Consider the following 23804-nt stretch of genomic DNA (forward strand, 5'->3'; position numbering starts at 1 on the left):
GAAAGTCTGACCTGCCCGTCGGAAGATCTTGGCAAACCTGAACGGATGGTGACGCAATCAGCTGCGTCCGCCGTCACCACCCGCGAAGACCACCCGCAGGAGCCGGTCATCGTCGCCCGCCGGGTCGCCCCGGCCGTCGTGGTTGGAGGTGCTCACCCAGAGCGACCCGTCCGGTGCCGCGGCCACCGCGCGCAGCCGACCGTAGCGGTTGGTGAGCAGCTCACTGGGCTGACCGAGCAGGGTGCCGGTGTCGGTCAGCTCCATCACCCAGAGGCGCTTGCCGCGCAGGCAACCGGTGACCAGCAGCCGGTCCGTGGCGGCCAGACCGGAGCAGGACGCGTCCGACGTCGCCCACTGCGCGATCGGGTCGGTGAACCGCTTGTCGCCGGCCTGACCCTCGACCTTCGGCCAGCCGTAGTTGCCGCCCTTAGTAATCTGGTTGATCTCGTCCCAGGTGTTCTGGCCGAACTCGACGGCGTACATCCGCTTCGCGGCGTCCCAGGCGAAACCCTGGACGTTGCGGTGCCCCAGGGACCAGACCGGGGAGTTGGGGTACGGGTTGCCGGCGGCGGGCTTGCCGTCCGGGGTGATCCGGAGGATCTTGCCGCCGAGGCTCTTCGCGTCCTGGGACAGGGGGCGCTGACCAGCGTCACCGGTGCTGACGTAGAGCTGCTTGTCCGGGCCGAAGCCCAGCCCACCGCCGTTGTGCACATTGGCCTTGGGGATGCCGGTGAGGATCGGGGTGGGCTGCCCGCCGATTCGCAGCCGGGCGACCCGGTTGTCCCGCTCGGTCGTGTAGTAGACGAACACCGTCTGGTCCCGGGCGTAGTCGGGGGAGACGGCGATGCCGAGCAGGCCACCCTCGCCCGCCGCCGCCACGTCGGGGATGGTCTGGAGCGGGCGGACCCGCAGCCCGTCCGGCCCGGACTCGGGCCCGACCTGAAGGATCCGGCCGTTGTCCCGTTCGGTGACCAACGCGCCGCCGTCCGGCAGGAAGGCGATCGCCCACGGCACCCGCAGACCCTTGGCGAGTACTGTCGCCACCGCCTGCTGGCCGGCGCCGCCAGGGCTCGCCGACGCGGACGGGGTCGGCAGGTTGGGCGGTTCGCCGGCCGGGTCGGGCTCCGGCTCGCCGAAGCTGCAACCGGCGGTGAAGAGCAGCGCCGCGCAGGACGCCGCGAGGGCCACCCGGAGGCGGTGGATGCGAGGGTACGGGGGACGGGCTCTCACCCGGCCCAGGGTAGCCCGCTGCGCGGCCGGGCCGGGCCCGTCGAGTGGCAACGGGTGCCGACGGACCCGTCCGATGGTCCCCGGTGGATCGCTCACCGAGCCCGTACGGCCAGCAGCGCGGTGTCGTCCTCACGGTGCCGGATCGAGGCGAGCAGCAGGTCGCACAGGTCGTCGAGGGGCAGCGTGTCGGTGCCGGACAGCCGGCCCGCCAACTCGGCCAACCCCTCGTCGATGGAGCGGTCCCGCCGTTCGATCAGCCCGTCGGTGTAGAGCAGCAGGGTGTCGCCGGTGGCCAGGCTGGTCGAGTGGCTGCTCCGAGGCGACGGACGGGCCAGGCCGAGCAGCGGCTCCGGTGTGCCTTGCAGGACCTCGACCGCCCCGCCGACGCGGACCACCAGGGCCGGCGGGTGCCCGGCGTTGGACCAGGTCATCTCGTGCACACCGGCGCGCCGCGGACAGATCCGGACCAGCGTCGCGGTGGCGGCGATCGGCAGCCGCAGGCCACGGATGGCGCCATCCAGGTTGCTCAGCAACGCCCCGACCGCGTCCGGCCGCCCGAAGGCGTTGCCCCGCACCAGGTTGCGCAGCTGGCCCATGGTCGCCGCCGCCTCGATGTCGTGCCCGGCGACGTCTCCGATCGCCACGATCACGTCGCCGTCGGGCTGCACGAAGGCGTCGTACCAGTCACCGCCCACCTCCACCCGGTCGGCCGCCGGCTGGTAGCGGGCCGCCAGCTCCAGCTCTGTCACCACCGGCAGTCGGGGCAGCATGCTGTGTTGCAGGACCTCGGCGACGTGCCGCTGCTCGCCGTACATCGAGCTGTTGCCGACGGCCTGGCCGGCCCGACGGCCGATGTCGACAGCGGTGAGCAGGTCCCGGTCGTCGAACTGCTGACGTTGGCCGCCGTTGACGAGGGTGATCGCCCCCAGCACGGTGCCGCCGACGCCCCGCACCGGCACGCTCAGGTAGGAGGCGATGCCCAGCCGGCTGGCGATGGAGGCCATCTCCGGGTGGGTGGTACCCCTCGTCACGTCGGCCAGGGACGCCACGCTGCCCAGCCGGGGCTGGCCGGTCCGCAGGACCGTCCGGATGATCGACTCGGAGCTCAGCCCGGTGCGCAGCAGATCGCCGAAGCGGTCGACGTCCGCCGCGCGGTCCGGGTCCCGGTGCACCGAGACCACCTCGCGGGGCAGGCCGGTCGGCCCGATCAGGGTGAGCAGGCACCAGTCGGCGAGCAGCGGCACCATTGTGGCGGCGAGCCGGCGCAGCGCGGTGCCCACGTCCAGGGTGCCGGCCAGCGTCTCACTCACCCCGGCCAGCAGCTCCAGCCGCCCGTGCGCCTGCACCACACGCCGCCGCGCCTCCTGCGCGCCGTCGAGCGCGATCCGCAGCCGCAGCTCCGACGAGCAGGCGGCGGCCAGGTCGGCCAGGGTCCGCAGCTGCGCGGCCGTCCAGGCGCGGGGCTTGCTGTCGATGGCGCAGAGCGAGCCGAGCACCCGGCCGGAGAGGTCGGTCAGCGGCATCCCGGCGTACGCGACCACGCCGAGGTCGTCGATGGCCAGGTTGTCCCGGACGCGGGGGTAGAGCCGGGCGTCCGGCAGCACCATCGGCACCTCGATGTCCACCACGTGCTGACAGAACGAGTGGCTCAGCGGGGTCTGGCGGCGCTCCGACCAGGGCTCCGGCAACCCGACCGCGCCCGGGAAGAACTGCCGGTCGGCGGAGACCAGGGAGACCAGCGCGACCGGCACGTCCAGCAGGTCACTGACCAGCCGCGCGAACCTGTCGAACGCCTCGTCCGGGGCGGCGTCGAGCCCGGTGTCGGCGAGCGCGCGCAGCCGCTCCGGGTCGCCGAGCACCGAAGGTGGCGCGATCGAACGCCGGGCGGGGCCGGGGGAGCCGTCGGTCATCGAGCACCTGTCTGCCGGGGCGGAGGCCGACCGGCCCTCCGACCCTTCGTTATACCTCGTTCGGGTCGGAGGCGAACATCGGTGTGCTGAGTCTCGCCCGCCCCGGGCCGACGCGCCATCCCCCGGGACGCCGGTTCGTCGCCGTGCCTGCACCGGCCGCGGTGTCGGGGACTATCGTCGGCGGACGTGAAGGTATGGATTCCGCACCAGGCCGGCCTGAACCTCTTGGGCGAGCTGCCCGCCGACGTGACAGTGGAGGTCTTCGAGCAGACCGACCGGATGCCGTCCGAGGCGGCCGACGTTCGCTTCTGGGTGCCGCCGTTCCTGGGTGGCTCGGACGCGACGGCGGTGCTGCGGGAGCTGCCCGACCTGGCGGTGGTGCAGTTGCTCTCCGCCGGAGCGGACGCCTGGGCCGGCCGGACACCGCCGGCTGTCACCCTCTGCGATGCCCGGGGTGTGCACGACCCCTCCACCGCCGAGTGGGTCGTCACGGCGATCCTCACCCAGCTGCGGGCGTTTCCGGCGTTCGTCCGCGCGCAGGCCGAGCGGCGCTGGACGTTCGCGGAGAACACCCCGACCGACGAGCTGACCGGCAAGCGGGTGCTCATCATCGGCGCCGGCTCGATCGGCGCCGCGGTGCGCGACCGGCTCGCCCCCTTCGACGTGAGTTTCACACTGGTCGCCAGGACGGCCCGCCCGGAGCAGGGGGTGCACGCCGTCGAGGAGTTGCCGCGGCTGCTGCCCGACGCGGACGTGGTGGTGGTGCTGGTGCCGCTCACCGACCAGACCCGTGGCCTGATCGACAAGGCGTTCCTGGCCGCGATGCCGGACGGGGCGCTGCTGGTGAACGCCGCCCGGGGCCCGGTGGCGCATACCGAGGCGCTCGTCGCCGAGCTGGGCACCGGTCGGATCTCGGCGGCGCTGGACGTCACCGACCCGGAGCCGCTGCCCGCCGACTCTCCGCTCTGGGAGATGCAGAACGTGCTGCTCACCCCGCACGTCGGCGGGTCGGTGCGCGGGTTGTTGCCACGGGCCTACCGACTAGTGGGTGATCAGGTCCGCCGGTTCGCCGCCGGGCAACCGCTGATCAACACGGTGGTCGACGGCTACTGACCGGGGGTCTCCGCCGAAGCCTCCGGCAGCGGCTGGCCGGTCGCCGCGACCAGTCGGGGCAGATCCGCCCCACGGACGGCCGGCAGGGTGACCTGGCGGCCGTCGTCGAGCCGGGCCACCGCGCGCCCGCGCTGGTCGGTGGTCAGCTCGAGGACCTGGTCCCAGGCGATCCGACGCTGCCCGACCAGCGCCCGGATGCGCAGCTCCCGCTTGTCGGCGTCGGTGCCGGCCCGCCAGGCCCACAGCGCGACGGCGAGCGGGACGAGCAGCACCGGCAGCAGGTAGTCCCGGGCGTTGGCCAGCGGCAGGGCGCCGACGAAGGCGATGATCGCGGCCACCAGGATGGCTTGGTTGTACCGGAAGCGGACCGTGTCGGGCTTACTCACCCTCCGATGATCCCACTCCTGGTTGTTTCGGCTCGCGGCGGGCGGTGCCGGCAGCGTGCGGTACGCCGTACAGTGACACAGGTCGTTGTCTCCCCTGAGTGACCGGCAAGTAACCAATTCGGCCGTCCATCGTTGCCAATCGTGGGTAGCGGACTCGCAACGTCCGATTTCCCGCACCGCCGCACCGCCCCCGTGCCCCCTCACGAAGGCGACCGCCGTGCTCCTCGCGTACCCGTTCCGCGTCCTCGTCCCCCGCCGTGCGGCACCGGAGGCCGCCACGTCCGTGGCGGTGGCGCTGCTCCTCCTCGCCGCCGCCGTCGACCTGGTCCCGCCCTCGGTGGTGATCGCGCTGGCCGCCGGTGCCGGCGCCACGCTCGCCGGGCTGCGACTCTCCCGGCTGGCCTCCCGACGCGGCACTGACCCGACGCCGCGTGCGGCGGGCGTGCTGCTCGACGCGGCGGTGGTGGCGGCGGGTCTCACCGCCGTCGTGCTGCCCCTGGCCGGCATCGGGCACACCCTCGCCGTGCTGATCGGGTCGCTGGTCGTGGCGGCCCTCTCGACAGCCGGTCTGTACCGGCTTCCCGGCCGATCGCGGCCGGCGGCCTCGGTCCGACTGCGGTGGCTGGTCGAGTCGACCGGCCCGGCCGTCGGTCTGGCCCTCGCCGGCTGGTTGCTGCTGCCCCGGGACGGCCTGCCGGTCCCGGTTGGGCTGGTCGCCGCGTTGACGCTCGGCGGCTTGGGCATGGCCGCGTTGAACGCGTTCGCGGGGCCACGGCGACGCTCCGGTGCGGCGGTCTGCCGGGGCGGCGTCCTGCTCACAGTGGGCGGGCTGGTTCTGCTGGCCACGTTGCCGTCCGCGCCGGCCGGCCGGGTGGCCCTGCTGGCCGTACCCCCGTTGGTGTTCGGGATGTTGCTCGTCGCTGTCGGCGCGGCGGATGCGGCGGACGAGACGGAGCCGGTGGAGTCGGTCGCCGCGGCCTGGCCCCGGTCGGTGCTCCCCGCGGCGCTGCTGCTGCTGGCGGCGGGTCTGCACCTGGGCGCCGGCCGCGCACCGGACCAGACGAGTGTGCTGTTGGCCCTGGCGGCGGTGCCGCCCCTGGTGCTGCGGGAGCTACTGCGCGCGGGTGACGCGTCCACGTCCGTTCGGCGGGCCGCTCATCGACGACCTGCCGGCCGGTCGCTGCGGCACCGCCGTGCGGCCCCGGCCCGCTGGCCGGGCACGCCGGAGCCGCCGCCCGAGCGAGGCCCCGCCGTCCCGCAGGGCGCAGCCACCGCGTTGGGTGGCGGCTCGACCTGGTCGCCTGATGACAGTTCCGCCTGGTCGGGGCTCAACCGGCGACCCGCGACGGCGAGCGGCGCCCCCGGCGACCGGGCTGCCCTGCTGGACGCCCTGGCCGCGATCGGCGACGTGCCGGCGCCGGCCGGCGCGCTGCTGCTGGTGGACCTACACGGCACCGAGGGTTTCGGCCCGACGGCCCGGGAGGACGTGCTGGCCGAGGCGGTGCACCGGGCCCGCGCGGTCATCGCCCCCGACGATCTGGTCACCGGGTGCACGGGTACCGGCTTCGCGGTGGTCACCGCCGCCGGCCCGGTGCTGGCGTACGCGCTGGGCACTCGACTGTTGAGTGCGCTCAGCCCGCCCTACCGGCTGGCCGGCGCGATGTTGCGCGTGCAGACGAGCATCGGGTTGGCCGAGGTGAGCGGCGCCGGGCCGGCGGACGTGCTCCGGCAGGCCGAGCTGGCCCGACGACGGGCCGTGCAGCTGGGCCGGGACCGGGTGGAGTGGTACGACGCGTTCCTGGAGGAACAGCTGGTGCGCCGGCTCGACCTGGAGCGTGAGCTGCCCGGTGCGGTGGCGCGCGGCGAGCTGGACCTCGTCTACCAGCCGGTGGTCGACCTGGCCGACGGGCAGCCGGTGGGCGCGGAGGCGCTGCTGCGGTGGCGCAGCCCGGTGCTCGGCACGGTGCTCCCGGCCGAGTTGCTGCCGGTCGCCGAGGACCTGGACCTGGTCGGCGAGTTGGAGTGGTGGGTGCTGGATCGGGCCTGCCGGCAGTTGTCCAACTGGTCGGTGGGTGTCCGGGAGCTGTGGATGGCGGTCAACGTCACGACCCGGGAGCTGACCACGCCCGACTTCGTTCAGCGGCTCGCTGCCGTGCTGGCCGCCTACGGGGTGCCGCCGGAGCGACTGGTGGTGGAGGTGAGCGAGCCGAGGGTCGCCGGTGACCTGCCGACCGTGGTGGCTCGGCTGGCCGGGCTGCGGTCGCTGGGCGTACGTACCGCGTTGGACGACTTCCGGGCCGAGCACGCCTCGCTGGCCCAGCTTCGCCGCCTGCCGATCGACCTGCTCAAGGTGGGCCCGGAGTTGGTGGGCGCACGGCCGGACGGGCAACCACCGCTGATCGACGTGGTGGTCAACGTGGGCGAGCGGCTGGGCGTCGAGATCGTCGCCGAGGAGTTGGAGTCGTCGACCCAGGTCGAGGGGGCGCGCCGGGGCGGCTGCCGGTACGGGCAGGGGTTCGCGCTGGCCCGGCCGGCGACGGCCGAGCGGGTCGAGGCGTACTTCGAGGAGTTCCCCTCAGCATCTCGCTGAACCGGTTCATCTGTCCCGGGGCGGTGCGGTGCTGCCGCGCGGCGTCAGGTGGGCGGTCTCGTCCTGCACCTGGTCGGCCGGCTGCCCGGCGACGACGGCGAGCAGTTGCCGGGCGGCGTGCGCACCGTACGCCGGGATGTCGCGGCCGAGCGCGGTCAGCGGCGGGTGCACCAGCCGGCACAGCGGCGAGTCGTCCCAGGCCACGATGGATAGATCGCCGGGCACGGTCAGGCCCATCTCCTGGGCGACGGAGAGCCCGGCGACGGCCATCACGTCGTTGTCGTAGATGACCGCTGTGGGTCGGTCGGCCGAGCTGAGCAACCGGCGGGTGGCCCGGCCGCCCTCCTCGCCCGTGTAGTCGGACCAGACGGTGACAGCGTCGACCAGGCCGAGCCGTTGGCAAACCGCAGCGAAGGCGTCGGTGCGGATCTCGGTGTGCAGCAGGTCGGGCAGGCCGGCGACCCGGGCGATCCGCCGATGCCCGAGCGCTACCAGGTATTCCACCGTCTCGGTCAGCGCGGCGGCGTCGTCGGACCAGAGACTCGCCAGCTCACCGGTGCCGCCGGGGCCGCCGATCACCACCGCCGGCAGTTGCAGCTGTTCGAGTGCGGGGATGCGACGGTCGTCGGTGCGCAGGTCGCAGACGAGCACCCCGTCCACCCGTCGTTCGCCCCACCAGCGCCGGTAGACAGCGATCTCGGCGTCCGGGTCGGCCACCACCTGGAGGGTCAGCGCGTACGAGCGGGCGGAGAGTTCGGCCTCGACACCACTGATCAGCGCCATGAAGAACGGCTCGACGCCGAGGGTCCGCGCCGGTCGGCACAGGGCCAGACCGATCGCCCCCGCGGTGGCGGCCGAGAGGGCGCGGGCGGCGCTGCTGCGGCTGAAGCCGATCTCCGTGGCGATGGCCAGGATGCGCTGCCGGGTGGCCTCGGAGACGCCGGGCTGCCCGTTCAGCGCGTACGACACGGCGCCCTTGGACACCCCGGCGCGTTGGGCGACGTCGGCGATGGTCGGCCGCTTCACCGGCGTGCTCCTTCGCTCTGTGGCCGTTGACAGCCCGGATTCCGAACCGTACCGTGGCTCAACTTATCCGGTTCAGTCGGCATCTTTCGATGCGGGAAGGTGCTGTGACATCGTGAGCCGACAGGCACTCTACGACGGTTGGACAGTGCGAGCGGCCCCCGGAGCGCAGGTGCCTGAGGGAATCGCCGGCCGGTCCGTGCCGGCGACCGTGCCGGGCTGCGTACACACCGATCTGCTCGACGCAGGGCTGATCCCCGATCCGTACCTCGACGACAACGAGCTGGCGCTGGCCTGGATCGGGCGCACCGACTGGGTCTACCAGACCACATTCGTCCACCGGGCGGGCGACGACGAGCGCGTCGACCTGGTCTGCGCCGGCCTGGACACCGTCGCCACGCTCACCCTCAACGGTGTGGAGATCGGCCGCACCGCGAACATGCACCGCGGCTACCGGTTCGACGTCCGACAGCTGCTGCGCGACGGGAACAACGACCTGGTCGTCACGTTCGACTCCGCGTACCGCTACGCCGAGGCACAGCAGGAGCGGCTCGGCGACCGGCCGAACGCCTACCCGGAGCCGTTTCACTTCATCCGCAAGATGGCCTGCAACTTCGGCTGGGACTGGGGGCCGACACTGGTCACCGCCGGCATCTGGCAGGAGATCACCCTGCACGCCTGGTCGACCGCGCGACTGGCCAGCGTCCGCCCACTGGTCACGATGGACGGTCGCGACGGCCGGGTCGAGGTGCACGTCGAGGTCGAGCGGGTCGCGGACGTCCCGCTGACCGTCCGCGCCGCCGTGGCCGGCGCCCGCGCCGAGGTGGTCGTCCCGGCCGGGCAGCGCACGGCCGTGCTGACCCTCACCGTCCGCGAGCCCGCGCTGTGGTGGCCCCGGGGGTACGGCGACCAGGCGCGCCACCCGATCGAGGTGACGGTGCACGCACCGGACGGTGACACGCTGGACAGCTGGTCGCACCGGATCGGCTTCCGCTCCGTGCGGCTGGACACCACAGCCGACGAGCACGGCACCCCGTTCGCGTTGTCGGTCAACGACGTCCCGGTCTTCGTGCGCGGGGTCAACTGGATCCCGGACGACGCGTTCCCCACCCGGGTCACCCGGGCCCGGCTGGCAGAGCGCTTCGACCAGGCGGTCGCGGCCAACGTCAACCTGCTGCGGGTCTGGGGCGGCGGCCGGTACGAGTCGTCCGACTTCTACGACCTCGCCGACGAGCGCGGTCTCCTCGTCCAGCAGGACTTCCTCTTCGCCTGCGCCGCGTACCCGGAGGAGGAGCCGTTCGGCACCGAGGTGGCCGCCGAGGCCGCCGAGCAGGTGACCCGGCTCGCGCCGTACCCGTCGCTGGTGCTCTGGACCGGCAACAACGAGAACATCTGGGGGTGGCACGACTGGGACTGGCAGCCGGCCCTGGCCGGGCGCACCTGGGGGCGCGGCTACTACCTCGACGTGCTGCCCCGGATCGTCGGCGAGCTGGACCCGACCCGCCCGTACTGGCCGGGCAGCCCCTGGTCGGGCACCGAGGCGATCCACCCCAACGACCCGGCGCACGGCACCACCCACATCTGGGACGTGTGGAACACCGACGACTACACCAAGTACCGGGAGTACGTCCCGCGCTTCGTGGCCGAGTTCGGCTACCAGGCCCCACCGGCGTACGCCACGCTGCGCCGGGCGTTGAGCGACGAACCCCTGGCGCACGACTCACCGGGCATGGCACACCATCAGAAGGCGGCCGGCGGCGACGCCAAGCTCCAGCGAGGCCTCGACGCGCACCTGCCCGCCCCGGCGGACTTCGACGACTGGCACTACCTGACGCAGCTCAACCAGGCACGGGCGATCCAGCTCGGGGTGGAGCACTTCCGCTCCCACCGGGACGTCTGCTCCGGCACCATCGTCTGGCAGCTCAACGACTGCTGGCCGGTGACCTCCTGGTCGGCCGTTGACGGCGACGGCCGCCGCAAACCCCTGTGGTACGCGCTGCGCCACGCGTACGCCGACCGGCTGCTCACCGTGCAGCCCCGCGACGGCGGCCTGGCCCTGGTCGCGGTCAACGAGACCGCCGAGGCGTGGACCGTACCGGCCGCGGTCACCCGGTTCACGCTCACCGGGGAGCCGAGGGCGAAGACCTCGGTCGACCTCGACGTCCCGGCGTACTCCTCGGTGGTGCTGGCGCTGCCGGCGGACCTGGCGCTGCCGGAGGATGCCCGGCGCGAGGTGCTGGTCGCGGAGGCCGGTGGCACCGCGGAGCGCGCCCTGTGGTTCTTCGCCGAGGATCGGGAGGTGGACTGGCCGGCGGCGGCCTGGGACGCGACGGTCGAGCCGGTCGACGGTGGGCAGCGGGTCCGGGTCACGGCCCGCACGGTGCTGCGCGACCTGACGCTGTTCGCCGACCGATTGGACCCCGCGGCCACTGTGGACCGGGCCCTGGTCACCCTGTTGCCCGGCGAGTCGACGACATTCACGGTGCACGCGGACGGGGTGCTGGACCCGGCGGCCCTCGTCGCCCGCCCGGTGCTGCGCTGCGTCAACGACCTGACGTCGAGCTAGCGCCGCCGGCCGTGTTCGCCTCTCTTGGCCCGCTTCTGTCGCCTTCCGGATAGCACGGACCCCGGCGACCGGCCAGGACCGGTTCAATGGCAGGCATGCGAGTGATCAGCGGCACGGCCGTGGCGAAGGCACTCATCCTGGCGGCCATTCCCGTCGGTGCCGTCGGTTTCCTCGTCACGGAGCGGTGGGCGATCGGCGCGATCGTCGCGAACCTCGTTCTGCTCGCCAGCGGCGGCGGCCTCTGGTGGGCAGTCCGCCCGAGGCGACGCTTCTCGAAGCTGCATCGGACCGGCGTCTACCTCACCGTCGAGCCTCTGAAGGATCCGGACGACGACGGTGACCATGGCGACGCCGGCGACGACGTCGGGGATCCCGAGCCGGGGGGTTTGCCGTCGCGTCGCGTTCGCAGGCATCAGTTGACGTTGTCGACGACGAGCCGGGTCCGTCGCCACGGCGTGCGGCGGTCGCTCACGGGCGAGCACGATGGCGGCGACCAGGGCCTGATGATGATGGCGAACACCCTGACCCAGATCCAGGGCGGCCTTCAGTCGGCAGAGCGAAGGGCCAGGCGCGAGCAACTGTGGTGGTTGGTCGTGGGGCTTGCTGCGTCCATCCCGATCGGCGTCGCCATCAACCTCGCCACCGGTTAGCGACGAAGCCCGAATGATGGCCCGAGCGCGGCGCGAGCGGTGGCCACGAAGGGGCCGACGTCCCGTGATCGTGCCCGTACATGGAAGTAGTGGCCTCCCCAGCTTGGGAGGCCACTACTTCATGGGTCGAGCACGATCATCACGCCCGGGGCGCGATCCGACGGTCAGGCGCGGGCGGCGGCGAGCACCTGGCCGACCAGGGCGCCCGAGGTGCCCGAACGCTCGTACTCGGGCCGGTTCAGGCTGCCACCCATCAGCGGTGCCGGGTTGCGGTGCACGGCCGGGCTGTCCGAGCTGACCAGGGCCGCGAAGTGGTACTCGTCGGCACCGGTCGCCTCGACGATCCGGGCGATGTTGCGCGGGGTGATGCCACCGCCCGGCATGATGACGATCCGGCCGGCGGCCCGGCGCACCAGCTCGGCGATGAGCGGAGCACCCTCCAGCACGCTGACCTCCTGACCCGAGGTGAGCACCCGCTGCACGCCCAGCTCGATCAGCTGCTCCAGCGCCGCGCACGGGTCGCGGGTCATGTCGAACGCCCGGTGGAAGGTGATGCTGGCGTCGCCCGCGGCGGCGATCAGCCGGCGGGTGGTCGGCACGTCGACGTCACCCTCGGCGGTCAACGCGCCGATCACGATGCCGTGCGCGCCGGCCGCCACCGCGGCCCGAACGTCCCGCTCCATCGCCTCGACCTCGAACGGCGAGTAGATGAAGTCGCCGGCCCGGGGACGGACGATCACGTGTACCCGGATCCGGCTGACCGCGTGCACTGTCGTCTCGATGGTGCCCAGGCTGGGGGTCAGCCCGCCGTCGAAGAGCGCGGAGCACAACTCCACCCGGTCGGCGCCGGCCTCCTCGGAAGCGACCGCTCCCTCGACGCTGTCGATGCAGATCTCGAATGTGTTCATGATTCTTCCTTTTCCGTGCGAGGCGATGCCGCTTCGGTCCGAGACGATGCTGTGGTCCAGTCGATGACGGCCGTGACGGCACCAACGGGTACGCCGCCGCCGAGCACCGGCACCTGGCGCAGCGCGTCAGCCCCACCCACCGGCACGCCCACGGCGTCGAGGGCGGCGAGGGCGATGGCGGTGGTGGCCCGGGGCGAACCGTCGACCGCCTTCACCGCCACCGCGTGACCATCCGGTGCGGCCACCGCGAGCACGCCTTCGGCCCCGCCCTTGGCGAGGACGCCGGGCAGCGCCCGCATCAGGTCGGTGTTCGGGTGCCCGTTCCAGCCGCCGACGTACTCCGGGTGTTGGCGCATGGCCTGCGCGACCAGCGCCTCGTCGCTGCCGGCAGGCGCGGTCACCAACGCCTGGAAGGTGCGGGCCAGGCCGGTCAGCGACAGGCCGAACAGCGGTGCCCCGCAGCCGTCGACAGCGTGGTGCGCGATCGGCGTGCCGGCCAGCCGGGCGACGGCGGCGGCGGTTTCCCGCTGGAGCGGGTGGTCGGGGTCGAGGTAGTCGTGGGTGCTCCAGGACCGGGCGACGCAGGCGACCAGCATCGCCGCGTGCTTGCCGGAGCAGTTCATCCGGATCCGGTCGCGCTGTCCGTCGGCGCGGATCAGCCGGACCCGGGTCTGTTCGTCCTCCGGCCAGTCTTCCGGGCAGCCGAGCGCGTTCTCGGTCAGGCCGGCCCCGGCCAGCATCGCCCGCACCACAGCGACGTGGCGGTCGTCGCCGGTGTGGCTGCCGGCGGCGAGGGCCAGCGCCGGGCCGGTCAGCTCGTCGCCCGCCGCGGTCCGGCAGGCCAGTGCCTGCACCGGCTTGAGGGTGGAGCGGGGCAGCACCGGCTCGTCGGGTACGCCGGCGGAAAGGGCGACAGTCCCGTCCGGGGCGAGCACCACGACGCTGCCGTAGTGCCGGCTCTCGACGAAGCCGTTGCGCACGACCCGGGCCAGTTCGGCGTAACGGAAGATGGTCACCGCGGGGTGTTCCCTTCGAGAAGCGGCGGGGGCAGTTCAGCGGTCCGCCGTCCGCGCCGGCCGCCGAAGCGGCCGTTGCGGGCCTGGAGTACGCGGGCGAACTTCGACAGCGAGGCGTTGACCACCAGGTAGATCAGCGCCACCACCAGGAACGTCTGGATCAGCAGGTGGGTGTACGAGGAGAGCACCTGCCCGCTGTAGAGCAGCTCGGTGTAGCTGACCACGAAGCCGAGCGAGGTGTCCTTCAGCAGCCCGACCAGCTGGCTGACCAGGGACGGGGCGAGTTGGAGCAGCGCCTGCGGCAGGACCACCAGCGCCATCACCTGCCCGCGGCGCAGCCCGACCGCGAGGCCGGCCTCGGTCTGCCCACGGTCCAGCGCCAGGATGCCGGACCGGAAGATCTCCGCGAACGCCGCCGAGTTGGAGACCACCAGCGGCACCACGAGCTTCCAGAACAGCGGGAAGTTCATCCCGTACTGCGGCAGGGCGAACAGCGTCACGTAGATCAGCAGCAGGGTGGGTACGGTCCGGAAGATCTCCACGTACGCGCCGGCCAGCCAGCGCAGCGGTCGATGCGTCGACAGCCGGCCGAGCGCCAGTAGCAGCCCGAGCGCGGCGCTGAGCACGGCGGTCGCGGCGGCAGCGCGCAGCGTGGCCCAGAGGCCGTTGAGCAGGTACCGCCAGATGGGCCAGGTGGTGAACGGCTCCCACCGGGCGGCGGCCAACTCGCCGTGGCTGGCGAACTGGTAGACGGCCGCGACCAGTGCGCCGGCCAGGAGGACGGCGCCCAGCACTGTGGCGATCCGGATCCGCCGTTGGGCGCGCGGACCGGGTTCGTCGAAGAGGATCTGTTGCGTCTTGTTCATCGGACGATCGCCAGCCTTCGTTCGAGCAGGCCGGTGACCTGACCGATGATCAGCGCCAGCAGCATGTAGGCGAGACCGGCGCCGGTGAAGACAGCGATCGGTTGAGCCTCGACCAGGTTCACTGTGTTGGCCGCCTGGGTCAGCTCGACCACGCCGACGGCGGCGGCCAGTGAGGTGTTCATCAGCAGCGCGATGCAGATGTTGCCGATCGGCTGGATCACCGCCCGGAGTCCCTGCGGCAGGATCACGTGCCGCAGGGACTGGCCGAAGGTGAGCCCGATGGCACGGGCCGCCTCAGCCTGGCCCACACCGACAGTGTTGATCCCAGCGCGGATCGCCTCGGCCAGGTACGCCCCCTCGTACACAGCGATGACGATCGCGGCGGAGGTGAACAGCGGGAACGTGATGCCGATGGTCGGCAGCGCGAACACGAAGAGCACCAGCAGCGCCAGCAGCGGCAGGTTCTGGAACACCTCGACGTACGCGGTGCCGATGGCGCGCAGCAGCGGGACGGGGGCAATGCGCAGGGTGGCCACGACGATGCCCAGCAGCATCGCGCCGACGGTGGTCACGACGGTCAGTTCAACCGTCGTGACCAGGCCGTGGCCAAGCTCGCTCAGGTGGGCGGTGAGGGCTTCCATCGGTACGAGAGACTGCTCAGGAGCCGTCGGCGGAACCGAGGGCGGGCGGGGTGGGCGCCCCACCCTCCACCACCGAGCCGAGGGTGCCTTCCCAGACCTTCGCCCACGTGCCGTCGGCCTGGATCTTCTTCAGCCAGTTGTTGACGAACTCCTTGAACTGCGCGTCCTCCTTGTTGAGGCCGATGCCGTACGCCTCGGTGGTGAACGGCTCGCCGACCACCTTCATCCCCGGGTTCGCCTTGGCGCCCGAGGCGAGCAGCGTGAAGTCCTGCACGTACGCGTCGCCGCGCTTTTGGAGCAGCGCCTGCAACGCCTGCGGGTCGGTGCCGAAGGCGATCTGCTTCGAGCCGGGCGCGGCGGAGGGCAGCGCGGTGACGGCGGGGGTGTTCGCCCCGACGATCACGGTCTTGCCGGCGAGGTCCTTGACGCTCTTGATCGAGGTGTCGTCCTTGCGGACCCCGACCGCGAGGCCGGAGGTGAGGTACGGCCCGGCGAACGCGACCTGGGTGGCCCGCTGCGGGGTGATCGTGTACGTCTGGAAGACCGCGTCCACCGACTTGGCCTGGAGCATGGCCTCCCGGGTCTGGGTGCCGATGGTCGTCGTCTTCACCTCGGGCTTGCCGATGATGTACTTCGCCAGCAACTTCGCCATGTCGGCGTCGAAGCCTTCGATGGTGCCGCTGACCGGGTTCTGCTGGGCGAGCAGCGGCGCGTCCAGGGATCCGCCGATGTTCAGGTAGCCGCGCTTGCGGATCGCCTCCATCGTCGAACCGGCCGGGATGTCCGCGTCGGTGGCCACCGGGGCGGCGTCGTACACCGACTGGGCGACCACGCCGTCGCCGCCCAGGCCGGGGTTGCCGGGCAGTGCCGGAGCGCTGCCGCCGCTGTCGCCGCCGCAGCCTGCGGCAGCGAGGGCCACCGCCACCGCGGTGGCGGTGAGGGCGAGCGACCGCCGCCCGGTGAAGCTCATCTTGAGGATTGACATGACACCCTCCCGTTGGGGGCTAGTGCTGGAGGATCTTGGATAGGAAGTCGCGGGCCCGCTCGGTGCGCGGAGCTGCGAAGAAGTCGTCGGGTGCGCCGGATTCGACGATCCGGCCGTCGTCCATGAACACCACCCGGTCGGCGGCGCGACGGGCGAAGCCCATCTCGTGGGTCACCACGATCATGGTCATCCCCTCGGCGGCGAGGGAGACCATCACGTCGAGCACCTCGTTGACCATTTCCGGGTCGAGCGCCGAGGTCGGCTCGTCGAAGAGCAGCACCTTCGGTTGCATCGCCAGGGCCCGGGCGATAGCGGCCCGCTGCTGCTGCCCGCCGGAGAGTTGGGCCGGGTGGTGGTCTGCCTTGTCGGCGATACCGACGCGCTCCAGCAGGGCCATCGCCTGCTGCCGCGCCTCGGGTCGGGGGATCCGGCGGACCCGGGTGGGGCCGAGGGTGATGTTGTCCAGCACCGTCTTGTGGCCGAAGAGGTTGAAGGACTGGAAGACCATGCCGACATCGGCGCGTAGCCGGGCCAGTGCGCGGCCCTCGGCGGGCAGCGGCTCACCGTCGATCTCGACGCTGCCCTGCCCGGCGGTCTCCAGCCGGTTGAGGCAGCGGCACAGTGTCGACTTGCCGGAGCCGGAGGGCCCGACCACGACGACCACCTCGCCGGCGGCCACCGTGAGGTCGATGTCCTTGAGCACGTGCAGCGGACCGAACCACTTGTTCAGGCCGCGTACCGACACCATCGGTCGGTCCGCACCCGTCGTCTCCGGTGCCACCAGACGGCCTCACTTCCTTCGACTACAAAACTAAGTCAGCTTCATATCGAACCAACAGCGTTATCTAAAGGTAGCGAGCAAACTAAGTCAACCGGTTGCTTGAACAAACGCCGGGTGCTAAGAAGCTGACGTGACGATTGACGACGCGCCACGCGATGCCCTCCGGGGCGGCCCCCGGGAGCTACTGCGCTGGGTGGCCACCGGTGCGGCCGTCAGTCGGGCCGACCTGTCCCGCCTCTCCGGGCTCTCCCCGTCAACGGTTTCCCAGCGGGTCGAGGCGTTGATCAGCCAGGGGTTGCTGGAGGAGACCGGCGCCGGGCGGTCCCGGGGTGGGCGGCGACCCCGCCAGCTCGCCGTGCCCACCGGCGGTGCCGTGGTCGGCGCCATCGACCTCGGCGCGCATCACGCCCGCGTCGGCGCACTGGATCTCTCCGGGCGGGTGGTCCAGGCCCGCACCCTGCCGGTCCGTATCGAGGACGGCCCGGAGGCGGTGCTCGGCGCACTGCTGGCCGAGGTCGCCACGCTCGTGGGCAGCGATCCGGCGGCCGGCGGTGGGGCGGTGGCCGGCGGCTCGGCGCCAGGTGCGCTCCGCGGCGTCGGCATCGGGATTCCCGGTCCGGTGCAGCACGCCACCGGGCGGATCGTCAGCCCGTCGCGGATGCCCGGCTGGAACGGCTTCGACGTCGCCGCGTTCTGCGCCGGCCGGGTCGACGTACCGGTCATCGTGGACAACGACGCCAACCTGATGGCGCTCGGCGCGCACCGCACCGCGCATCCCGAGTTGGACCACGCCGTCTACATCAAGGCTGGCACCGGAATCGGCTCCGGTGTGATCTCCAGTGGACGGTTGCACCGGGGCGCGCAGGGATCGGCCGGAGACATCAGCCACTGCCGGGTGGTGGCCGACCCCGCGCCACCGTGCACCTGCGGCAACGCCGGTTGCCTGGAGGCCGTGGCCAGCGGCGCCGCACTGGTCACCGCGCTCCGGGAGCAGGGCGTACCGGTCTCCGACCTGACCGGTGTGATCCGCCTGATCGACGACGGTGACCGGCAGGCCACCGCACTCGCGAGGCAGGCCGGCCGCGCCGTCGGCGAGATCCTGGCCGTGGTGGTCAACTTCTTCAACCCGCAGGTGGTGGCCATCGGTGGTCGGCTCGCCGACTGCGAGCCGCTGCTGGCCAGCATGCGGGCCACCCTCTACGAGCGGTGCCTTCCGCTGGCCACCCAGACGCTGCTCATCGAACGGGTCGCCGCCGGCCAGGACGTCGGCATCACCGGTGCCGCCCACCTGGTGATCGACCACGTCGTAGCGCCCGCCTGACCTCGCTCAAAGCGACAGCAGCGGTCACTCGGTGTGACCTTATCTGTGTTGCATGCCCGATCTTTGCGCTTTTGCGCGTGCGCCGCCACCGATCACCCTGACAGTTTCCTTACAGGCAGTCACGTAGCCTTCCGGTGTCCTCACTCACCCGTGACTGCTCCTGGAGGTTTCGACGTGCGGATCAACGGACGGCTGCTCGTGCCGATCTCGTTGGCAGTGGTGCTGGCGACCGCCGCCTGTGGCCTGTCGGCACCGGCGTCCGGGCAGGCCGACGTTCCACGCTCCGGCCCGAGTACGCAGAGCTCAGCTCCGAAGCCCAGCGACACGCCGACCTCCAGCCCTACTCCGGAGATCCCGACCGACGCGCAGATCCCCACCAGGGCCGCCGGCACCTTCACCACCGCCACCGGCACCGGTCGCGTGATCGGCAAGGGCAAGAAGCGGGTGCGCTACAGCGTCTCGGTGGAGAAGGGCATCGCCTGGGGTGACATCCCCGCGTGGAAGCCGGACCGGTTCGCCGCGAGCATCGAGCAGGTGTTGGCCGCACCGAACGGGTGGACCACGTCCGCGCAGCACCCGGTCACCAACTCCGCGGTGAACCTGACCCGGGCGTCGTGGTCCTTCCAGCGGGTCGGCAGCTCGAAAGTCGACGTCGACGTGCGGCTCGCGACACCGAGGACAGTGGACAGACTCTGCGGCGCTAGCGGCGTCGACACCGAAGGCGTCTACTCCTGCAAGTACGGCAAGACCATCATGATCAATCTGCGGCGGTGGCTTCAGGGTTCACCGGGATACCCGGTCAGCATCCACGAGTACCACGCCGGCGTGATCAATCACGAGTTCGGTCACTTCCTCGGCTTCGCCCACATGAAGTGCGCCGGTCGCGGCAAGCCGGCGCCGGTCATGATGACCCAGACGATGGGCCTGGGCGGGTGCGTGCCGAACGTCAGCCCGTTCGTCGGCAACAGGCAGTTCGTCAGCGGACCGTGGGCGCCGTCCTGACCTGGTGGTTCCCACCTCGCGACCGCCGCTCGGCCGAGCGCGTCGCCGCGTGTGCCGGACAGTGCCGGAACGGAACGGGCGGGCCCGGCGTGACGCCGCGCCGCCTGGACACGTAACTGCTTCAGCTGGTGGTGCTCGGACCCTGTAGACCCTTGAGCATCTCGGCGAAGTCGGTGGTCGCCGCAGGCGGCGGCATCCTAATGGTCACCGCCTTGCCGTAGTCGGTGCAGTCGATCACCATGCCACCCATCCTGCCCATCACCCGAGCGGCGCTTTGTGATCATTTTCAGGTACCTCGAAGTCCCACGATGACCGTCCGGCCTTATCGGCATCCAGTCTCCAGATCTTGGACAGTTTCCGTCCTGCGCGAACGGAAACTGTCCAAGATCTCGAAGGAGTTGACGGGGTGGGCCGCGGCCCGCCGCTTCGATGGCGGTGCGGAGATCCGCCTCGACATCGCCGACCCTCATGGTGAAGGTCGGTGCTCAGCCGAGGACGCTGATGTAGCGGCGTGCCGCCTCCGAGCTGCCCTGTGCTGCCTGGGTGTAATGCGCGTTGGCCTGTTCCGCGTCGGCCTGAGCGCGTCGCGCGACAACGGCGGCGCTGTGCAGGGTGTCGATGGCGCCTCTCAGTTGGGCGACAACTTCGCCAAGGCTTCCGCTCATCCGATGATGGCGAGGTAGGCGGCAGCATGATCCTTGGCAGCCTTGATTCGGCGAAGCACCAACTCGACCTCGTGCCGGTGAGCCGTGGCTACGAACCACCCGACCCGCCCTGGCTGGGTGAACCCGTCGACTGGCGGCCCTGCCCGGACTGCCGACCACACAGCTGGCTACGCGCCTGCGACTGCCGGCTCGGCGGCCGCGCGGCCGACCCCGACTGCCCGCACTGCTGCGGCGCCGGCCTGCGCCCATCCGCCCTGCACTGTTTCACCTGCGGCGACACCCACCGTCTGCACCGGACCCTGCTGGTCACCATCACCGACCTACGGCACCGGGTGGTGCACCTGGCCTGGCAGGCCGGTACGCCCGAGGTTGCACCGCTGGTCGCCACCCAACCGGGCGGCAAGCCCGTCGTCCAGCTTCCGGACCGTTACCGGCTCGGATCCTGGGCGGTCGTCCTCGGTGCACGGCCCGACGACCTGGCCGAGGCCGACGGTGGGCAGCAGATCGGCAAGGACCTCCGCGACGGTTACGTCACCCTTTCCTAGGCCGGGGCCGACCCGGTCGGGGAGCACGTCCGCAACGCAAGCCGGGGTACGCCGGCCGGCCGTCTGATCGTGGTGGCGACGCCTCCCGACGGGCCGCCGCTGACCGAGTTGCTGCGGCTCGCCCTCGGCCTCGACCTGGCCCTCGTGGTGGCCGTGTGCGACCTGCGGCACAACGCCGCAGACCCACTGCTGGCCGACGGATTGCGCTGGTCTGTCGAGGTGAAGCCGCTTGGTGCACCTGTCCGTCCCGACGACTTCCCCTACCGGCCGAGTCTGGCTGCCGCGCTCTCCTGGTGCGTCGAGTGCCTGACCGACGCCGTCGCCGGGGCCGCCCCAACCGACCCGACAGCGCCCATCCCGGTGCCCTGCTCGGGGCCGCGTGACGTCGCGAATCCCGAGCCGGAATTGCTACGCCTGGCGGCCCAGCACGCCGGGCAGGTGGTCACCGTTCGCTTCACCCGCGCCGGTTGCACAGTGCACCGACACGACGACGACGGCGTGAGCCTCCTCGCCGAGGCCCTCGACCTGCGCGACCTCGGCTGACCCGGAGTCGGCTGTCAGCCGGGCGCGACGAGCGGGCGGACACGGCACTGCCCGGCGGGCGCGTCGGCGCGCCGGCCGGGCAGCCTCCCGATCCTGATCAGTTGCTGGCGGTCAGGCCCTGCAGACCCTTGAGCATTTCGGCGAAGTCGAGGGTCTCCGCCGTCGGCGGCGTATCGATGCTCACCGCCTTGCCGTAGTCGGTGTAGTCCATCACCAGGTCGCCCAGCGGGCCCATTTTCAGGGTCGCCCGGCTTGGCCGGTACTGCTCGTCGACCCACAGGTCGGTGGTGATGTCCTTGACGCCCATCTTGGTCATCTGCTGCTCGACGCCCGCCCGCAGCTTCGCATCGATCTGCGCGAGGTAGGTCGCCATCGGCGTGGTGACGGTGTAGTGGACGGTGGCCGTCCCGTTCACCGTCTCCTGCCCGACCACCTTCGTGCCCTCGGTGGCGAGCAGCGTCTTGACCTGCTTGGTCGGGTCGATGTCCTCGAACTGCTTGCCGAAGTTCATCCCGGCCTGCTTGCCGGCGGCGCTCATGTCCATCTTCATCCAGCGCTTGCCGTCCATCTCCGCGCGGTCCTCCGCCGGAATCTCGACGTAGATGACCGCGCCGACCATCCGGACGATCGTCGCGGCGCCCTTCTCGTCCGTCGTCGTCATCTCGGCCTTGACCGGGTCGCCGAGGTCCAGGACGCCCTTCATCGAGACCTTCTCGCCGCCCGCCGTGCCCGTCATCGTCACGGTCACCGAGTCGCTCTTGTCGGTGGCCTCGGCGGTCTTCTGCAGCGACCCCTTCAGGTCACTGGCCAGCAGCTCCAGGACGCTGGGCTGCTTCGGCGACTCGGAACCGCCGGACGTCGTACCGCAAGCGGAGACAGCGAGCGCGGTGAGCGCCGAGACCGCCACCACCACGGACTTCTTCCAAAATGACACGTACACGCATCTCCCCCCGTCGAAATCTGGGGCTCTCCCCAGATAGACCGACGACACGCTAGCCCACGGGGCCGACATGGGGGACCGCCTCTTGCGCCGGCGCGTGGAAATCGTTGATATCGGGGTGTCCCGTGGACGCGGACACCCCGATATCGCTCGTCTCCTGTGGATCAGGCTGGTGGTTACTCCGGGACGCGGCGGTAGGCGCCGTCGCTGGCCGAGGTGGCCATCGAGGCGTACGCGCGCAGCGCCGCCGACACCGGGCGCTGCCGATCGGTCGGGGTGTACGGCTTGTCGCGCTTCTCCTCGGCCACCCGTCGTGCCTCCAGCTCCTCGGCGGGCACGTTCAGCTCGATCAACCGGCCCGGGATGTCGATGACGACCTCGTCGCCGTCGCGGACCAGAGCGATCAGCCCGCCGGAGGCCGCCTCGGGGGAGACGTGCCCGATGGAGAGCCCGGAGGTGCCACCGGAGAAACGGCCGTCGGTCAGCAGCGCGCAGGAGCGGCCCAGCCCGCGTCCCTTGAGGAACGAGGTGGGGTAGAGCATCTCCTGCATGCCGGGGCCGCCCTTTGGCCCCTCGTACCGGATCACCACGACGTCCCCGGCGACCACCTGCTTGGCGAGGATCGCTGTCACCGCGTCGTCCTGCGACTCGTAGACCTTCGCCGGGCCACGGAAGGTCAGGCAGTCGTCCGGCACGCCGGCGGTCTTCACCACGCTGCCCTCGGGCGCCAGGTTGCCGTGCAGGATGGCGAGCCCACCGTCGGCGGAGTAGGCGTGCTCGCGGTCTCGGATGCAGCCGCCGGCCGCGTCGGTGTCCAGCGACGACCACCGGTTGGTGGTGGAGAACGGCTCGACGGTACGCACTCCGCCGGGGGCGGCGTGGAACAGCTCGACGGCCGTCGGGGTGGGGGAGCCACCGCGCACGTCCCAGTCGGTCAGCCACTGTGCCAGCGAGGGGGAGTGCACGGCCCACACGTCCCGGTTGAGCTGCCCGGCCCGGTCCAGTTCGCCGAGGATCGCCGGGATGCCGCCGGCCCGGTGCACGTCCTCCATGTGGTAGTTCGGCGAGTTCGGCGCGACCTTGGCCAGGCACGGCACCCGCCGGGAGATCGCGTCGATGTCGGTGACGCCGAAGTCCATCTCCGCCTCGCGAGCGGCGGCGAGCAGGTGCAGCACCGTGTTGGTGGAACCGCCCATCGCCACGTCCAGGGCGACGGCGTTCTCGAAGGCGGCCTTGGAGGCGACGGTACGCGGCAGCACCGAGTCGTCGTCGCCGTCGTACCACCGCTTGGAGATCTCCACGACGGTCCGGCCGGCCTCGACGAAGAGCGACCGGCGGGCGGCGTGGGTGGCCAGCGTCGAACCGTTACCGGGCAGGGCGAGCCCGATCGCCTCGGTGAGGCAGTTCATCGAGTTGGCGGTGAACATGCCGGAGCAGGAGCCGCAGGTCGGGCAGGCCGAGCGTTCGATCTCGCCGAGCTGCTCGTCGGTGACCGCCTCGTTCGAGGAGGCGATCATCGCGTCGATCAGGTCGATCTTGCTGTGCACGACGCCCTCGATCGCCATCGTCTTGCCGGCCTCCATCGGGCCGCCGGAGACGAAGACGGTCGGGATGTTGAGCCGCAACGCGGCCAGCAGCATCCCCGGGGTGATCTTGTCGCAGTTGGAAATGCAGACCAGGGCGTCCGCGCAGTGCGCGTTGACCATGTATTCGACCGCGTCCGCGATCAGCTCACGGCTGGGCAGCGAGTAGAGCATGCCGCCGTGGCCCATCGCGATGCCGTCGTCGACAGCGATGGTGTTGAACTCCCGGCCCACCCCGCCGGCCTCGGCGACCGCGTCGGCGACCAGGCCACCCATGTCCTTGAGGTGTACGTGACCAGGCACGAACTGGGTGAAACTGTTGGCGATGGCGACGATCGGCTTGCCGAAATCGTCGTCGGTCATCCCGGTGGCCCGCCAGAGGGCCCGGGCGCCGGCCATCGTCCGACCGTGTGTGGAGGTCCTCGACCGCAGCTCAGGCATACATACCAGCATGACACCGTCGGCGCGCCGGCCCACCCGGGTATCTGCCGTGTCCCAACAGATGCACACTCAGCCCCCCATGACGTGCGCCCATCCGGC

Annotated in this window: 21 protein-coding genes; 8 read left to right on the top strand and 13 right to left on the bottom strand. The window is 71.6% G+C overall.

Annotated features, from left to right (window positions below; translation table 11 throughout):
• Positions 1-57: 57 nt before the first annotated feature.
• Positions 58-1230 (bottom strand): PQQ-dependent sugar dehydrogenase, encoded by a 1173-nt coding sequence (locus ACLJOK_RS22485; RefSeq protein WP_410820646.1) that lies wholly within the window; start codon positions 1228-1230, stop codon positions 58-60.
• Between the two features lie 92 nt (positions 1231-1322).
• On the bottom strand, positions 1323-3140 hold the full coding sequence (locus ACLJOK_RS22490) for a SpoIIE family protein phosphatase (protein ID WP_410820647.1): 1818 nt from the start codon (positions 3138-3140) through the stop codon (positions 1323-1325).
• A gap of 186 nt (positions 3141-3326) precedes the next feature.
• Here ACLJOK_RS22490 and ACLJOK_RS22495 point away from each other — a divergent pair, with 186 nt between their 5' ends.
• A complete protein-coding gene (locus tag ACLJOK_RS22495; protein ID WP_410820648.1) occupies positions 3327-4253 on the top strand; it encodes a 2-hydroxyacid dehydrogenase in 927 nt (308 codons plus the stop codon).
• Here the strand turns inward: ACLJOK_RS22495 and ACLJOK_RS22500 are convergent.
• The gene (locus ACLJOK_RS22500; protein WP_410820649.1) at positions 4247-4639 is read right to left on the bottom strand and encodes a PH domain-containing protein; all 393 of its coding nucleotides are present in this window, start codon (positions 4637-4639) and stop codon (positions 4247-4249) included. The two genes, ACLJOK_RS22495 and ACLJOK_RS22500, sit on opposite strands and share 7 nt — an antisense overlap.
• A gap of 217 nt (positions 4640-4856) precedes the next feature.
• On the opposite strand from ACLJOK_RS22500, the gene ACLJOK_RS22505 reads away from it, so the two are divergent.
• Positions 4857-7229: an EAL domain-containing protein gene (locus ACLJOK_RS22505; RefSeq protein WP_410820650.1), complete on the top strand. Its 2373-nt coding sequence runs from the start codon at positions 4857-4859 to the stop codon at positions 7227-7229.
• Between the two features lie 6 nt (positions 7230-7235).
• Here the strand turns inward: ACLJOK_RS22505 and ACLJOK_RS22510 are convergent, their stop codons facing one another.
• Entirely contained in the window at positions 7236-8255 is a 1020-nt protein-coding gene (locus ACLJOK_RS22510) for a LacI family DNA-binding transcriptional regulator (protein WP_410820651.1), read from the bottom strand.
• Between the two features lie 112 nt (positions 8256-8367).
• Between ACLJOK_RS22510 and ACLJOK_RS22515 the strand changes: the two genes are divergently transcribed.
• Both ACLJOK_RS22515 and ACLJOK_RS22520 read left to right on the top strand, forming a co-directional pair.
• A complete protein-coding gene (locus ACLJOK_RS22515) occupies positions 8368-10818 on the top strand; it encodes a glycosyl hydrolase 2 galactose-binding domain-containing protein (RefSeq protein WP_410820652.1) in 2451 nt (816 codons plus the stop codon).
• Positions 10819-10913: 95 nt separating this feature from the next.
• The gene (locus ACLJOK_RS22520) at positions 10914-11468 is read left to right on the top strand and encodes a hypothetical protein (protein WP_410820653.1); all 555 of its coding nucleotides are present in this window, start codon (positions 10914-10916) and stop codon (positions 11466-11468) included.
• 164 nt (positions 11469-11632) lie between these two features.
• Here the strand turns inward: ACLJOK_RS22520 and ACLJOK_RS22525 are convergent, their stop codons facing one another.
• The 6 genes from ACLJOK_RS22525 to ACLJOK_RS22550 are packed head-to-tail and all read right to left on the bottom strand — an operon-like array spanning position 11633 to position 16632.
• Positions 11633-12376: a copper homeostasis protein CutC gene (locus ACLJOK_RS22525; RefSeq protein ID WP_410820654.1), complete on the bottom strand. Its 744-nt coding sequence runs from the start codon at positions 12374-12376 to the stop codon at positions 11633-11635.
• On the bottom strand, positions 12373-13392 hold the full coding sequence (locus tag ACLJOK_RS22530; RefSeq protein ID WP_410820655.1) for an asparaginase: 1020 nt from the start codon (positions 13390-13392) through the stop codon (positions 12373-12375). Before ACLJOK_RS22530 ends, ACLJOK_RS22525 begins: the two co-directional genes overlap by 4 nt.
• Complete coding sequence (locus ACLJOK_RS22535) at positions 13389-14258, bottom strand: amino acid ABC transporter permease (RefSeq protein ID WP_238681878.1); 870 nt, start codon at positions 14256-14258, stop codon at positions 13389-13391. The genes ACLJOK_RS22530 and ACLJOK_RS22535 overlap by 4 nt, the downstream gene beginning before the upstream one ends.
• Positions 14255-14899, bottom strand: coding sequence for an amino acid ABC transporter permease (locus tag ACLJOK_RS22540; protein WP_112582064.1), 645 nt, complete (start codon positions 14897-14899; stop codon positions 14255-14257). Before ACLJOK_RS22540 ends, ACLJOK_RS22535 begins: the two co-directional genes overlap by 4 nt.
• 16 nt (positions 14900-14915) lie before the next feature.
• Positions 14916-15884: a glutamate ABC transporter substrate-binding protein gene (locus ACLJOK_RS22545; RefSeq protein WP_410820656.1), complete on the bottom strand. Its 969-nt coding sequence runs from the start codon at positions 15882-15884 to the stop codon at positions 14916-14918.
• Between the two features lie 19 nt (positions 15885-15903).
• Positions 15904-16632, bottom strand: coding sequence for an amino acid ABC transporter ATP-binding protein (locus ACLJOK_RS22550; protein ID WP_210781094.1), 729 nt, complete (start codon positions 16630-16632; stop codon positions 15904-15906).
• 163 nt (positions 16633-16795) lie between these two features.
• Here ACLJOK_RS22550 and ACLJOK_RS22555 point away from each other — a divergent pair, with 163 nt between their 5' ends.
• A complete protein-coding gene (locus tag ACLJOK_RS22555; protein WP_410820657.1) occupies positions 16796-17986 on the top strand; it encodes an ROK family transcriptional regulator in 1191 nt (396 codons plus the stop codon).
• Between the two features lie 174 nt (positions 17987-18160).
• Entirely contained in the window at positions 18161-18988 is an 828-nt protein-coding gene (locus ACLJOK_RS22560; protein WP_410820658.1) for a DUF3152 domain-containing protein, read from the top strand.
• A 485-nt stretch (positions 18989-19473) separates the two neighbouring features.
• Here ACLJOK_RS22560 and ACLJOK_RS22565 read toward each other — a convergent pair whose 3' ends face one another.
• Positions 19474-19653 carry a hypothetical protein gene (locus ACLJOK_RS22565; RefSeq protein WP_410820659.1) on the bottom strand — a complete coding sequence of 60 codons (180 nt, stop codon included), beginning with the start codon at positions 19651-19653 and terminating at the stop codon, positions 19474-19476.
• A 26-nt stretch (positions 19654-19679) separates the two neighbouring features.
• On the opposite strand from ACLJOK_RS22565, the gene ACLJOK_RS22570 reads away from it, so the two are divergent.
• Both ACLJOK_RS22570 and ACLJOK_RS22575 read left to right on the top strand, forming a co-directional pair.
• Positions 19680-20198, top strand: coding sequence for a hypothetical protein (locus ACLJOK_RS22570; protein ID WP_410820660.1), 519 nt, complete (start codon positions 19680-19682; stop codon positions 20196-20198).
• Positions 20199-20270: 72 nt separating this feature from the next.
• Positions 20271-20741, top strand: coding sequence for a hypothetical protein (locus ACLJOK_RS22575; RefSeq protein WP_410820661.1), 471 nt, complete (start codon positions 20271-20273; stop codon positions 20739-20741).
• Between the two features lie 97 nt (positions 20742-20838).
• On the opposite strand, the gene ACLJOK_RS22580 is transcribed toward ACLJOK_RS22575, so the two are convergent.
• Complete coding sequence (locus tag ACLJOK_RS22580; protein WP_410820662.1) at positions 20839-21675, bottom strand: hypothetical protein; 837 nt, start codon at positions 21673-21675, stop codon at positions 20839-20841.
• Positions 21676-21857: 182 nt separating this feature from the next.
• Positions 21858-23705, bottom strand: a complete 1848-nt coding sequence (gene ilvD / locus ACLJOK_RS22585; protein WP_410820663.1) for a dihydroxy-acid dehydratase — start codon at positions 23703-23705, stop codon at positions 21858-21860.
• Between the last annotated feature and the right edge of the window lie 99 nt (positions 23706-23804).

Origin of the sequence: Micromonospora sp. 050-3, from assembly GCF_046549335.1 — a bacterium.
GTDB lineage: Bacteria > Actinomycetota > Actinomycetes > Mycobacteriales > Micromonosporaceae > Micromonospora > Micromonospora trifolii.